This window comes from Agrobacterium sp. SORGH_AS_0745 (assembly GCF_030818995.1).
Lineage (GTDB): Bacteria > Pseudomonadota > Alphaproteobacteria > Rhizobiales > Rhizobiaceae > Agrobacterium > Agrobacterium tumefaciens.
This window is the reverse complement of record NZ_JAUTBI010000003.1, coordinates 238,135-251,560: the sequence shown is the minus strand read 5'-3', so window position 1 is coordinate 251,560 and position 13,426 is coordinate 238,135. Positions and strand designations below refer to the sequence as shown.

Genomic DNA, 13,426 nt, shown 5'->3' with positions numbered 1-13,426 from the left:
CATATCGGGCCGGTACGTCGCCGGTCACGACGAGAAAGTGCTTATGGCGGATTTTGTAGCAGTCATTCGCAAGGCCGTGGATGGCTTGGCGAACAATACTCCCGAAAACCGGGCGAAGGTTTACGACAAGGCGCGCAGTGCGGTTGTGCGCCAGCTCGAGAATATGAAGCCACGTCCGCCGGAAGAATTGTTGCGCCGGCAGATCGCCAAGCTGGACGCCGCCATAGCCGAGGTGGACAGTGAATATGCCGAGGCCTTGCCGGCACTGGAGGAGGATGATGCTTTCTCCCCCGTGGCGGAAGAGGCGGATGCTGCCTATCATCCGCAGGACGTTGCCGAAGAGCCTGCCGTTCATGCCGCCGAGCGGTACGAGCCGGTGGAGGAAGAGACTGCTCCGGTTGTGCCCGCACATTCGGAGCCGGTTTATCCTGTCCAGCCAGAGCCGGTTTATGAAGAACCGGCCCGCGAAGAGGAGCCTCTCCCCGAGGAACCCGTCGCCGCTTTAATCCCGCATGAGGAGCAGCATTACGGCGCGCGTGAGCCGGAGGAGCTTTACGACGCACCCGAACCGGCCCGTGTCGCGCCGGTTCATGAAGCCGGTCCTCACGAGGAAGCCGGTACCTATTTCACCCGCGCGCATGAAGAGCCGGCCTATCAGCCGGAGGACGAGCGCGTTGATGATGTCGCGCCTGAAGCGGCGGCCCCCCATGCCGATGATTCCGTGCCGCCCCATTGGGCGCAGCCGGTTGACGAGGATGACTGGCGCAAGCTCGAAGAAGCGCAGGACGAGGATGTTCGCCCGGCTGCCGAGGCCGAAGTGCGCCACGAGAGGGACGACCATTCCGTCGTCGCCGGTTATTCCGCGCAGCACTATCAGGCCCCGGATGTCAGCTTCGAGCCGGAGCGGCGCGACGGGAACGAGCATGCCGGTTACCGCGCTGCTGCCGATCACGATCCGATTTTTGGCGGGCACGACGATTTTTCCGAACCCCGGCAGACCGAAGACACGGCCCCGAAAAAGGCTGCTGTCGTCGAGGACTTCTCGTCCTATTTCGAGGACACGGATCTCGCGATCCCGCCGAAGGCCACGCCTGCGTTGCCGCGCGCCGATAACGATCCCTTCGATGACCGTGCCTCCAAGGACAACAAGGAGCGCACGCCCTGGGACGATCTGGACGAGCTGATCGGTTATGACGGCGCATCGTCTTCCAGCCGGGCAACGACGAACGAAATGCCCGCTCTCGGTGCTGGTGCCGCGACGCCCGCTTACATGGTCAAGAAGAAGCCGCGCCGGAATTATGCCTCGCTGGTACTTGCGCTTGTGGGCGCCGGGCTTCTTGCCGGTGGTGGTTATGCGCTCTGGTTGAACCGTGATGCGCTGAACGACATGGTCGGCGGCCTGGTGCAATCGGCACAGAAGGATGGCGGCACCCAGACGCCTCCAGCCAATACGGCGCAAACGCCGACATCCACACCGCCAGCTGCCCAGCAGCCGCCCGCCAGCGGGCAGCAGCCGACGACAAGCCCCACCAATCATCAGGCGCAGCCGCATGCCGATGACGGGTCCGTCACCGGCACGAAGTTCACCCAGCGGCTTCTGGCCGACGGGACCGAGCGCGACGAGGGGCCGGCGCCGGGCGCCAATGGCCAGCCCGTCACGGCGGAGGGCCAGTCGGTCTATGAGCAGAATGTTGCGCCGCCGCCTGCAGGCGAGGCTCCGGCCAATACGGCTGCGGGTACTCCGGCTGGTACGCCGCCGGCACAGCCGCCTGCTGCGGCCGCTGCCGCCACGGGCGACCGCATGTTCCTCTACGAGGAAGTGCTGGGCCAGACGGTTCCGACCGCCATTCAGGGCAGCGTTTCCTGGTCCTTGCAGCAGGAAAACGACAATGAGGGTCGTCCGTCCGCAACAGTGCAGGGCCAGATCACGGTTCCCGGCCGTGGCCTCAGCGCGCTCATCACCTTCAAGCGCAACACCGATCCTTCGCTTCCGGCAAGCCATCTGATCGAGATCGTCTTCTCGGTTTCGCCCGGTTTCGAAGGCGGCGCGATCGACAGCGTCCAGCGTATCGCGATGAAGAGCACGGAGCAGGATCGTGGTAATGCCCTGATCGCGGTTCCGGCAAAGATCACCGACGATTTCCACATGATCGCGCTTAACGACTTCCCGGATGCGATGAAGACCAATCTGGAGCTGTTGAAGAGCCGCAACTGGATCGACATCCCGGTTTCCTACCGCAACGGCCGCCGTGCGCTTCTGACCTTGCAAAAGGGCAATGACGGCATCGCCGCCTTCGACACGGCGCTACGCGAATGGGCGGCTGCAAAGCCCGCGACCGGTCAGTGATTTGTGTGGGGGATCGGCTAAAGCCGGTCCCCTCATTTCTTCCTTATGTATTGCAAATAAAAAGCCCGCAGATCTCGCGATCTGCGGGCTAAGAAATTTCCTGGCAACGAATCTCACTCTTTCGTCACGACGGACACCAAGGGGAGTGAGAGGGGATGGCAGTCGAGCCAATTACTCCGACGTCATCCTCGGGACAGGCCCGAAGATGACGTAGCCGATAAGTTCAGCCCCACTCTCTCAAAAAGACCGAGCCTTACGCATCCACCACGCGCAATGCGCGGGCGGCTTCGAGGGCTTCCTTCTGCACCGCTTCCTGAACCTTCTCGAAGGCGCGAACCTCGATCTGGCGCACGCGTTCGCGGCTGATATCGAACTCGGATGAGAGTTCTTCCAGCGTCACCGGGTCTTCGGCAAGGCGGCGAGCCTCGAAGATGCGGCGTTCACGATCGTTCAGCACGCCCATGGCCTTGGCCAGCATGCGGCGGCGGGTTTCCAGCTCGTCCTGCTCGATCAGCACGGCTTCCTGGCTTTCATGGTCGTCCACCAGCCAGTCCTGCCATTGGCCGGATTCGCCTTCAGATGCCTTGATGGGCGCATTCAGCGATGCGTCGCCATGCAGGCGGCGGTTCATCGAGATCACTTCTTCCTCGGAAACCTGCAGCTTGGTGGCGATTTCCTTGACGTGTTCCGGCTTCAGATCGCCATCGTCGATCGCCTGGATGCGGCCTTTCAGCCGGCGCAGGTTGAAGAACAGGCGTTTCTGGTTGGCAGTCGTACCCATCTTCACTAGCGACCACGAACGCAGGATATATTCCTGGATCGAAGCCTTGATCCACCACATGGCGTAGGTGGCCAGACGGAAACCACGTTCCGGATCAAACTTCTTCACCGCCTGCATCAGGCCGACATTGCCTTCGGACACGACTTCGCCAATCGGCAGGCCGTAACCGCGGTAACCCATGGCAATCTTGGCAACAAGGCGCAGGTGGCTGGTGACGAGCTTGTGAGCGGCGTCGCGGTCGCCATGCTCGGCGTAACGCTTGCCAAGCATGTACTCTTCCTGCGGCTCCAGCATCGGGAATTTACGGATTTCGTCGAGATATCTATTGAGACCGGCTTCGCCGGCCGTAATTGTAGGCAAACTATTGCGGGCCATAAAGCACCCCCTTATCTATGGTCTGGAACGGCACCCTCATCGATTGGCGATTACTCGCCCAAGGCACACCGCTAGTGGCGGGTCGTTACCGACCCCGCACGAACCCACGTAACAAATATGTATGCACCCGCCGCGTTTCAAGCGAACACAGCGTTCACACATGCGTTATGTCCCGGCGACACCTTCTTTGACCTGTTTAACTTTCGAACGGTAAATTCGTTCCGAAAAACCACCGAGACCGGAGCGCACCATCAACTCATACATGACGCGCCTGCGGGTGGGGTTGTGCAGGCGAACGACGCGGGAGCCGAGAAACTCCGTTTCGACATGATCGAGTGTCTGCAAGTCGGGGCCAGAGGCAATCGCGTCCGCGTAGACAGCGTGAAATTCCCGGCGGCAGACATAGGTCTTGTATTTCGTCATGGCGAAGCAGGCGAGGCTGTGGCCGTGGGTGCGCAGAAAATCGGCGACGCCAACGGTCACTTCCGGCCATGCGGGGTTGAAGGTATCGTCGAAGACGATGACGCCGTGCGGGGCGATCACCTCCAGCGCCAGTTTCGCGTCCGCCAGCACATGGTGCAGGTGGTGCCCGCCGTCGATGCTGAAGAACCTGACGGGACCAGTCCGCGACGTTATATCGGTGGGTGCGAGCCGGGTGCTGTCGCCCTTGATGATCAAGTCCTCATCCATCGCAAAACCCAACCGCCTGCCGTTTTCCATCAGGCGCTCATATTGGTCGAGGCTTCCGTCCGAGGGTGGGTCGAGTTCGAACAGGTCGACGCCCAGAACCTTTTCCTGCGGCTGCGCGAATTTGCGCAGCAGAAAATAGGAGCGGCCATAATAGACGCCGATCTCCGCCATGCCGCCCTTCAGGCCGTCCCTTGTCTGCGCCTGCAGCAGCGCCTTGAAGACAAGCGCGTCGGGTGGGTCGATATAGCCTTCGACGCTTCGTAATTCCTGAAAGATAAACTGGCGTTCATCGGTGTTCATGCGCGATAGATCCCGTCGTCATGCCGGTTCCGTTCAGCTCTGCGGATAAAACGGCGTCCCTTGCAACGTCTGTCTTTCGGCAAGCCCGAGGTCCGGCCACGGCATTCGCGGTGACGATTTCAAGCTTTCCGGGGTTCGAAGAGGTGCGACGATTGAAGCGGAATTGGGGCGGTCTACAAGAAAGACCATGTGGGGAATATCGCTATCCGCTAATCTCTTTTTATTTTCCGTGGCTTCCGGCAAGATGCACGGCGTGGTTTTTTTGACCTCGCCGTGCGGCATTTTCAGCTCCGCAGGGCGATGAGCAGTTCTTCCATATCATCAGGCATGTCTGTTTCGAATTCCATCACCTCGCCGGTGCGGGGGTGTTCGAAGGCCAGGAGATAGGCATGCAGCGCCTGTCGCGGAAAGCGGTTGACGGTGCTTCTTGCCGGTTCCTCAAGCAGGTTCGCCTTGGTGCGGAAGGCAGCGCCATATTCGGGGTCGCCGATCAGCGGATGGCCGATATGGGCCATGTGCACGCGGATCTGGTGGGTGCGGCCGGTTTCCAGGCGGCACTCCACCATCGAGGCGAGGCAGGACGCGTCCGCCTTTTCATGGAAACGTTCCATAACCTCGTAATGGGTGATCGCCTCGCGGGCATCGTCCGTGTCCTCGCGCTTGACGGCGCGTTTGGTGCGGTCGGCGCCGCGGCCGAGTGCGGCGTCAATGGTGCCGCGCAGCGTGCGCGGTCGGCCCCAGACGACGGCCTTGTAGGCGCGTTCCAGCGGGCCGGTGCGGCCGTGATCGGCAAATTGCGCGGCGAGATGGCGGTGTGCATTGTCGTTTTTCGCCACGACCATGACGCCGGAGGTTTCCTTGTCCAGCCGATGCACGATGCCGGGGCGCTTCACGCCGCCAATGCCGGAGAGGCTGTCGCCGCAATGATAGATGAGGGCGTTGACCAGCGTTCCGGTCCAGTTGCCGGCGCCGGGATGCACGACGAGACCGGCGGGTTTGACGAGCACGATCAGGTCGTCGTCCTCATATTCCACATCGAGCGGGATATCTTCGCCCTTGGGTTCGGGGTCTTCCGGCTCCGGCATGACGATCTCGACGCGGTCGTGCGGGTGCACCTTCTTTTTCGGCTCGGTCACCGGCGTGCCGTTCAATAAAACGGCACCCTGCTCGATCAGGGCTTTCAGGCGGCTGCGCGACAGATCGCCGCCAACTTCGCCCGCCAGCCACACATCGATGCGGCCTTCGGCGTCTTCGCCGGCAATCAGGACTTTCCTTGCGTCTCCGCCTTGTTTAAAGGGGTCGTTCATTCTTATTTTTCCGATCAATCAGCATTCTAGGGAACCCGATGACGCACATCGAGCAAGACGAACAGGAAGACAAGCCGCTTGATCCGGCCATGGATAAAGTTCGCCGCAAGATGATCCGTTTGCAGATCGTGTCGGGCTCCGTGATGTTCATCAGCCTTATGGCTGTGTTCGGCGCGGTTGTCTACAAGGCGGTAGGACCATCGAAAACCGTTGTAACGCAGAGCGTACCGCAAAATCTGGCGGTTCCCACCGGCAACGGACCGCTTGCCGTGACCGCCAGCCTGCCGCAGGGCTTTACAATCGACAATGTCAGCTATTCCGGCGGTGACATGCTGTTTTACGGCAAGCTTGCAAACGGCACCCGCAAGGCGCTGGTCTTCAACGTCGCGGCCGGCCGGTTTCTCGCCGATGTGACGGTCGATGCCCAGTGAGGATATTGATCCGGCGGGCGCGCATGCGCTCCTGGACGGTCGGGCTCTGATCCCGGTCGAAGACCCGGCCGATCCGCGCATTGCCGCCTTTCGCGATATTCGCGAGCGTGATCTCACCGGTCGCCAGGGCCGTTTCATCGCGGAAGGCACGGTTGTGTTGCGCATGCTGGCCGCCGCCCATAAGGCGGGTGGTGCCTTTGCGGCGGAAAGCATTCTCATCCTCAAGAACCGGCTTTCCGGCGTCGCGGATATCCTAGCCGATTTTCCGCCCGATGTGCCGGTCTATGTGGCGGAAGCGCCGGTGCTGGATGGCATTGTCGGTTTTCACCTGCATCGCGGCATTCTGGCGCTCGGCCGCCGGGTGCGTGACATTACGCTGGACGGGTTGACGGACGCGCTTCCCGCCTCGTCGCTGGTGCTGGTGGGCTGCGGCATTTCCAACCACGACAATCTGGGTGCGATGTTCCGCAACGCCGCGGCCTTTTATGCCGATGCGGTGTTTCTGGACGAGACTTCATGCGATCCGCTCTATCGCAAGGCGCTCCGGGTGTCCGTCGGTTCCGTTCTCTCGGTTCCCTATCATCGCGGCGGTGGTGCGGTGCAGATGCTGGAGCGGCTTTCGCAGGCCGGTTTTGCGATCTGGAGCCTTTCGCCGAATGGCGAGACCGAGATTCGCGACATTCCACGTTCGGAGCGCATGGCGCTGGTCATCGGCACGGAAGGTGAGGGGTTGCCGCAATCGGTATTGTCTCGGTTCCATACCGCCCGGATTGCGCAGTCGCCGCAATTGGATAGTTTGAATGCGGGGACGGCTTCGGGGCTGGCGCTTTATCAGATGGCGGGGGCGATAGGGCGGGTTTAGGTTTCCCCTTTGCGCGTGGGGCTTACCCCCCTCTGCCCTGCCGGGCATCTCCCCCACAAGGAGGGAGATCGACCTGAGGCGAGGTCTCGGCCATCTCAACATTTAAGAATAAAGTGGCGGTAGCGCTTCTTGCTAATCTCCCTCCTTGTGGGGGAGATGCCCGCAGGGCAGAGGGGGTGAAGCCGCATACGCAAAGGCGTAGAGGTATCAACCCTTCCGCTTCTCCATCAACACACTCGCCCGCTTCGCAAGGCTCTCACGGCCGGTCGAGGCGGTGGCTTTCGCAAGCAGCCCCGGGATCGGCGATTTCTCGCCCTCCTGCGCTGCGGTGAGCGCGATCATCTGGGCGGCGATGCGGGCGATTTCGCGACGGATCGGTTCGTCGTTGCCGGTGCCGCGCACATTCAGCAGGCGTTCGGTGAGTGCCGTTCCCTGATTGCGGATATCCTCGATCTCCTGCTCCAGACCTTCCGGCGGCGGCACTGCCGGTTCGAGGGCGGTTGAGGCCGGTGCAGTGTCTGCCGCAACCACGGGCGCGATTTCGGGCAGGACGGGCGCCTTCTGCGGCTGGCTTGCGGTTTCACCGTTCAGTACGGCGGGGTTGGGTAGACGAATGATCATGTCGTCGGCGCGGCCGCCGGTTGCGGCAAGCTGTTCCTTCAGGCGGGCAACCTCCTGATTGCGCAGAGTCAGCATGGTGTCGAGATCGGCATTTTTTGCCATGACACTGGCGATCTGTTCTTCCAGCCGGGTGACCTTGCGGCTTTCGCGCGCAACCGCCGTCATGGCCTCCTTGTTGCGGGCAGCGACATCCTGCAATTCGCGGGTCGCCGTTTCGCCCTCCTTGCGGAAACGCGAGGCGGTCTGTTTTGCCTGCTCGGCCTCCAGATCGCGGGTGGCGGCGAGGATTTTCGAATCATCCAGCTCGCGGGTCAGATTGGTGAGGCGAGCGGTGATCTCAGACATCTGGCCGGCACGCGCATTTGCGGCCTGTTCCTGCTCCAGAAGGTTTGCCTGTATTGCGCTCGCGCGTTCCTCGCTGGCGTCGAGGGCGCCTCGCAATTCGCCGATTTCCAGCGTCAATTCCTCGATTTTCAGCAAAAGGCCGCGGTTCTGCTCGCCGAGGCGATAGGCGTCGCTGGATGCTGCCTCGTTGGCGAGGCGGAGCGAGGTGTTCTTTTCCCGTTCGGTGTCCAGTTCCTGACGAACCTTGGCGTTTTCGGCGGCATAGAGCGCGCGTGCCATATCCTTCTGGGCGCGAACTTCCTGGGGGCTGATGGGCATTGTCGCGCGCAGCCGGTTTTCCGTATAGGCAACGATGCGGCGATGGATCGCGGGCGCGATCAGCAAGGCCAGCAGGGTTGCGGTGAGAAAACCCAATCCGAAAAGAATGGCATATTCAATCACGCGAGACAGTCTCCGAAACTCAGATACGCGCGCATTCGGAAAGAGGAGCGCGAGAGCACGTTACGCTATTATTGCAACCGTTGGGAGGGGTATCGCCAAGGCAATTGCGCGGGGAGCCGCAAGAGTGCCTCCCCATCTCAGCGTCAGAAGGGGTTCCAGGTCGGTTCCTGGGTAAGCTTCAGGTAGCCGACATTGATGCCGAGGCGCGCGCCGATGCCGGTGCGAATGGGTGCCAGCGTGACATCGCTGCTTTTCAGATAGGTCATGCCGACGCCGGCGACGATGAAGGCCGAGCCGCTGACGCCGCCGTAACGGCGATAAAGCGAATCGACCGAAGGCAGGTTGTAGACCAGCATCATGGCGCGGGTGCCCTGGCCGCCGTAATCGAGGCCGAGCGACGGGCCTTGCCAGAAGACGGGATGCTGGCCGGCATTCTTGGTATAAAGCGTGCCTTCGCCATAGGTGAGGCCCGCGACGAAAGCGCCGGAGCCTTCCTGCCCCAGAATATAACCGTTCGGAAGACCGTATTGCTGGAAGGCGCGTTCCACCACCTTGGCGAGGCCGCCGGTGGTTTCACCGAAGAATCCGTGGCCTGCATCCACGACTTCCTGAAAAGAATATTGATCGCTGTTCTGGGCCGAGGCCGGTGCGGCCCACATCAAAAGGCTGGCAAGGAGCGCAAAAATCTTTCCCAGTCCGAGGCGTGCAATGGTGCGGGTTTTCGTAAGGCGCATCGTCATGTCCGTCCGTCTGTTCGTTGGTGCATCAGCCCGAAAATCCGAATCGATTTTCGGCAGGGCCCATGCGAAGATTCAAAGTTCCAGAGCATCCTTTATACGTCCGAACGGACGCAGGGCGCTCCAGGGTGGCCTGTTAAGGCATTTGGCATTTTGAAACCATCCTATTAACAATCGGTTTACCAAATATGGTGTCATTATGGCTTAACAATTTCCACACCGTCCGCGCCTCCCTTGCGCAGGAGAGAATTTTATGACGAGCAAACTCAATATCACGCTGTCCGGTCCCGATCTGGCAGCTCTTCTGTGCAGTCGTGTGTGCCATGACGTGATCTCTCCTGTCGGCGCCATCAATAACGGCCTCGAATTGCTGGACGAGGGCGGCACCGATGACGATGCGCTGGATCTCATCCGCACATCCGCTCTTAACGCATCCGTGCGGCTGAAGTTCGCCCGCCTCGCTTTCGGCGCGTCCGGCTCCGCCGGTGCTTCGATCGATACCGGCGAGGCTGAAAAAGCCGCCAAGGATTTCGCTGCCGCCGAAAAGAAGGCCGAAGTGACCTGGAACGGCCCACGCGCCATCGTCGCGAAAAATCGTGTCAAACTTTTGCTCAACCTCTTTCTCGTGTCCTACAGCGCGATCCCGCGCGGTGGTAATGTGGATGTGGTGCTGGAAGACCCTGAGGGTGATGCGAAATTCGAAATCACCGTCAAGGGCAAGATGATGCGCATTCCGGCCAAATTCGCCGAGATCTACGAAGGCAGGCTGGAAGAGGCGGTCGACGCCCATTCCGTGCAGCCCTATTACACGCTGCTTCTGGCGGAGGAGGCCGATATGGCCGTGGAATACAAGGTGCATGAGGATCGCATCGTATTTACCGCAAAGACGGTTGCCGCGTGATCGTTCAGTTGCAGAGGTAGTTTTGTGAAAGGGCCGGGTAGCGTTTTCCGACGCGCCGGGCTTTTTTACTTTTGGGGAAGAGGTTCATGACACGTCTGACAACCGCGCGCCTCGTCCTGCGGCCGCACGCCATCACGGATGAAGCGCTTTATTGTGCGTTCTGGAGCGCGGATGTCCGGCCCATCGAAGGGGTCACATCGATTACGCCGCTGGACCCCGAAATCGCCTTTGCCCGTCTTTTGCGCTTCATCGGCCATTGGTCGGTCTTCGGCTTCGGTCCCTTTGTCGTGGAGGAGGCAAGCTCCGGTCGTATCGTCGGCGAGGTGGGCTTTGCCCATATGCGCCGTGGAAACGGCACCGATTTCGATGGCGTGCCAGAAGCGATGTGGAAAATCGATGCTGATCTGAACGGCAAGGGCGTCGCGACCGAGGCGGTGGCGGCGGCAACAGGGTGGTTTGATCGCAGCGGAATTTCGCAGCGGACCGTCTGCATGATCGACCCGCTCAACACCCCCTCGCTTGTCATCGCCACCCGTTTCGGCTTCCGCCTGTTTCGCGATTCGACATTCCGGGGCAATCCCATCCGGCTTTTCGAGCGGGTTGTGGGGGTTTAGTGCTGCGCATTCCCGCCGTGCCGTCTCGATCGCGTTTCAGGGCGACCTGAAATCTGTTCGAGGTCTCGGACGGTGGCGGTTTGAACCAAGGGTTGATCCAAGATCAATTTTTGGAGCTTCACATGCGCTATTTTCTTGTGGTCGCCATCGCCATCCTCTCCACCGCTGCGCCCGTGATGGCGGAGAACGCGATTGGTTTCAGACAGCTGGAATTGTCCGATGATTCGGGCACGCGAATGCTGAACCTGTCATTGTGGTATCCGTCCGCACCATCGGGAAAAACTGAGACAGTGGGCGAAAACGCTGCTTTTTATGGTCTCGAGGTTCAACCTGATGCGTCGTTTCTGGCCGGTTCCCGTCCTCTGGTGTTGCTGTCACACGGATTTGGCGGAAGCTGGCGCAATCTGAACTGGATCGCCGGTGAGCTTGTTCAGCAGGGTTATATCGTGGCCGCGCCGGATCACGCGGGCGAATCATTCACTGAAGAGAATGCGATGGAGATCGTGCCGTTATGGGAACGCCCGCGCGACATCAGCCGAACGTTGACGGCGTTGCTCGATAACGATCAACTGGCTGGCAAAATCGACAGGGCACGCATCGCGGTCATCGGCCATTCTCTCGGAGGCTGGACCGCCATGGAGCTGACTGGCGCCCGCTACAGCGCCGATCTCGCGCTAAAAGACTGCAATGCGGAGAAGGTTCTGCCGCAATGCAAGGCGCCACGGTTGCTGGCCAAGGTCGGAATCGTTAACGGTGGCAAGGCCGATCCACGCCTTTCGATGGATTTGCGCGATGCTCGCATCCGCGCGGTGATTGCGCTGGACGCTGGCCCGGCTGCTGGTTTCCTGCCGGAAACGCTGAAACGTGTCGATGTACCGGTTCTGGTTCTGGCCGCCGGTGTGGAAACGCCCGAGATTGCCGCCATCAAGGCTGATTCGGAATATATCGCCCGCAATCTGCCAAAAGCGACCACGGTTTATCGCGAAATACCGGATGCCAGCCATTTCAGCTTCATGCAGACATGCAAGCCAAACGGCGAAAAAATCGTCGAGGAGCTTTCACCGGGGGAAGGTTTCGTCTGCCGTGACGGCGGGGGCAGGGACCGCCTGGCCATCCACCGGCAGATCGCGGAGGCGATTGTCGGCTTCCTGAACGTGGAAATGCATTAAGACAGGTGTTCGGGACGTCTCGGTGAACCGTTGCGCGACGTCCCGATCCTTCAGGTCACTTTTTGCGGATGATACCGATAGGCAAGGTCTTCGGGATCAGACCGTGGTGCCGATGGGTCGATAACACCGCCGAGGCGCTGTGCAACTGCTGCAGATTTGCTGTTGCGCGGCGAGACATAGCTGACCAGCGTCTGCAATTTCAGGGTCTCGAATGCCCAGTCGCGCAGTGCAGAGGCCGCTTCCGCAGCATAACCGTGGCCTTCCTGGCCGCCATAAAGCAGCCAGCCCAGTTCCTTTTCGGGAAATAGCGGGCCGTGATTGATGCCGACCTGGCCGATACATTGCCCGGTTTCGCCAATTTCGATCATCAGCGCCCCGTGGCCGAAAAAATGCCAGTTGGCGAGATCGTGACAAAAAACGCCCCAGGTTGACGGCAGGTCATATGGTCCGCCGACGCCGATGGAGCGGGTTGACGCCATAAAGTCTCTATAGGCGGGGAAATCCGCCATGATCTGAGGGCGCAAAATCAGGCGTTCCGTTCTGAGGGTGGGGATAGAATGGTCCATGGCACTATCCAATCATGAAATCGCAACAAAAAACCCGCTGTCGCCAGCGGGTCTTTTAAAAACTGCCATATCCTGAAGGGGATCAGGCGGTTTCGAGAAATTCCGTGGCTCCATCAGGCTCGCGCAGGACATAACCGCGGCCCCAGACGGTTTCGATGTAGTTTGCGCCGCCTGCGGCATTTGCGAGCTTCTTGCGCAGCTTGCAGATGAAGACGTCGATGATCTTCAGTTCCGGTTCGTCCATGCCGCCATAAAGGTGGTTCAGGAACATTTCCTTGGTCAGCGTCGTGCCCTTGCGCAGCGAAAGCAGCTCAAGCATCTGATATTCCTTGCCGGTCAGGTGAACGCGCTGGCCGCCCACTTCAACCGTCTTGGCATCGAGATTGACGATCAGCTCGCCGGTGGAGATGACCGATTGCGCATGGCCCTTGGAACGGCGGACGATTGCGTGAATACGGGCAACAAGCTCGTCCTTGTGGAACGGCTTCGTCATGTAGTCGTCTGCGCCGAAGCCGAGACCACGAACCTTGTCCTCGATGCCGGCCATGCCGGAGAGGATGAGGATGGGTGTCTTGACCTTGGAAAGGCGCAAGGTTCTCAAGACCTCGTAACCCGACATGTCGGGCAGGTTGAGATCGAGAAGAATAATGTCGTAATCGTAGAGTTTACCGAGGTCCACGCCTTCCTCGCCGAGGTCGGTCGTGTAGACGTTAAAACTTTCCGACTTGAGCATCAGTTCGATGCTCTGCGCTGTTGCGCTGTCGTCTTCAATAAGTAGAACCCGCATAATTATCCCCTTTGCCGCCCGCAGATTGGTAAATCATTGCCTCGCGCGATGCGGATCCAGACGTTGCCTGATTTGCAGGCTGCCACCAAATGGTTAACAAATTCTAATTGCCTTTGGCAAGGTGTATCGAATTTATTAAGCAAAGTTGGCAT

The 13,426-nt window shown here is 60.2% G+C and carries 14 protein-coding genes; 6 read left to right on the top strand and 8 right to left on the bottom strand.

Translation table 11 applies throughout. From position 1 onward, the window contains the following. Positions 1-43 precede the first annotated feature (43 nt). A complete protein-coding gene (locus tag QE432_RS11145) occupies positions 44-2,347 on the top strand; it encodes a hypothetical protein (protein ID WP_306624281.1) in 2,304 nt (767 codons plus the stop codon). 253 nt (positions 2,348-2,600) lie between these two features. Here QE432_RS11145 and rpoH read toward each other — a convergent pair whose 3' ends face one another. The 4 genes from rpoH to QE432_RS11125 form a co-directional block, all read right to left on the bottom strand. Next, positions 2,601-3,503: an RNA polymerase sigma factor RpoH gene (gene rpoH / locus QE432_RS11140; RefSeq protein WP_003491840.1), complete on the bottom strand. Its 903-nt coding sequence runs from the start codon at positions 3,501-3,503 to the stop codon at positions 2,601-2,603. A gap of 165 nt (positions 3,504-3,668) precedes the next feature. Beyond that, a complete protein-coding gene (locus QE432_RS11135) occupies positions 3,669-4,493 on the bottom strand; it encodes a class I SAM-dependent methyltransferase (RefSeq protein ID WP_065702607.1) in 825 nt (274 codons plus the stop codon). Positions 4,494-4,526: 33 nt separating this feature from the next. Further along, the gene (locus tag QE432_RS11130) at positions 4,527-4,775 is read right to left on the bottom strand and encodes a hypothetical protein (RefSeq protein WP_019565095.1); all 249 of its coding nucleotides are present in this window, start codon (positions 4,773-4,775) and stop codon (positions 4,527-4,529) included. Between the two features lie 2 nt (positions 4,776-4,777). Then, entirely contained in the window at positions 4,778-5,800 is a 1,023-nt protein-coding gene (locus QE432_RS11125; protein ID WP_003513979.1) for an RluA family pseudouridine synthase, read from the bottom strand. 38 nt (positions 5,801-5,838) lie between these two features. Here QE432_RS11125 and QE432_RS11120 point away from each other — a divergent pair, with 38 nt between their 5' ends. Continuing rightward, entirely contained in the window at positions 5,839-6,231 is a 393-nt protein-coding gene (locus QE432_RS11120) for a hypothetical protein (protein ID WP_003513978.1), read from the top strand. Beyond that, a complete protein-coding gene (locus QE432_RS11115) occupies positions 6,221-7,093 on the top strand; it encodes a TrmH family RNA methyltransferase (protein WP_025594351.1) in 873 nt (290 codons plus the stop codon). The genes QE432_RS11120 and QE432_RS11115 overlap by 11 nt, the downstream gene beginning before the upstream one ends. Positions 7,094-7,300: 207 nt before the next feature. On the opposite strand, the gene QE432_RS11110 is transcribed toward QE432_RS11115, so the two are convergent. Beyond that, entirely contained in the window at positions 7,301-8,500 is a 1,200-nt protein-coding gene (locus QE432_RS11110; RefSeq protein WP_111790607.1) for a hypothetical protein, read from the bottom strand. A 143-nt stretch (positions 8,501-8,643) separates the two neighbouring features. Then, positions 8,644-9,240, bottom strand: coding sequence for a DUF1134 domain-containing protein (locus QE432_RS11105; RefSeq protein WP_003513975.1), 597 nt, complete (start codon positions 9,238-9,240; stop codon positions 8,644-8,646). Positions 9,241-9,490: 250 nt separating this feature from the next. Between QE432_RS11105 and chpT the strand changes: the two genes are divergently transcribed. The 3 genes from chpT to QE432_RS11090 all read left to right on the top strand — a co-directional run bounded on the left by chpT (position 9,491) and on the right by QE432_RS11090 (position 11,921). Beyond that, complete coding sequence (chpT, locus tag QE432_RS11100) at positions 9,491-10,138, top strand: histidine phosphotransferase ChpT (RefSeq protein WP_003513974.1); 648 nt, start codon at positions 9,491-9,493, stop codon at positions 10,136-10,138. An 86-nt stretch (positions 10,139-10,224) separates the two neighbouring features. Beyond that, positions 10,225-10,752 carry a GNAT family N-acetyltransferase gene (locus QE432_RS11095; RefSeq protein WP_065687515.1) on the top strand — a complete coding sequence of 176 codons (528 nt, stop codon included), beginning with the start codon at positions 10,225-10,227 and terminating at the stop codon, positions 10,750-10,752. Positions 10,753-10,874: 122 nt separating this feature from the next. Next, the gene (locus QE432_RS11090; protein WP_306624271.1) at positions 10,875-11,921 is read left to right on the top strand and encodes an alpha/beta hydrolase family protein; all 1,047 of its coding nucleotides are present in this window, start codon (positions 10,875-10,877) and stop codon (positions 11,919-11,921) included. 50 nt (positions 11,922-11,971) lie between these two features. On the opposite strand, the gene QE432_RS11085 is transcribed toward QE432_RS11090, so the two are convergent. Both QE432_RS11085 and ctrA read right to left on the bottom strand, forming a co-directional pair. Further along, positions 11,972-12,487, bottom strand: a complete 516-nt coding sequence (locus QE432_RS11085; RefSeq protein ID WP_112154314.1) for a GNAT family N-acetyltransferase — start codon at positions 12,485-12,487, stop codon at positions 11,972-11,974. Positions 12,488-12,569: 82 nt separating this feature from the next. Beyond that, a complete protein-coding gene (gene ctrA, locus QE432_RS11080; protein WP_003491823.1) occupies positions 12,570-13,274 on the bottom strand; it encodes a response regulator transcription factor CtrA in 705 nt (234 codons plus the stop codon). Positions 13,275-13,426: the final 152 nt, after the last annotated feature.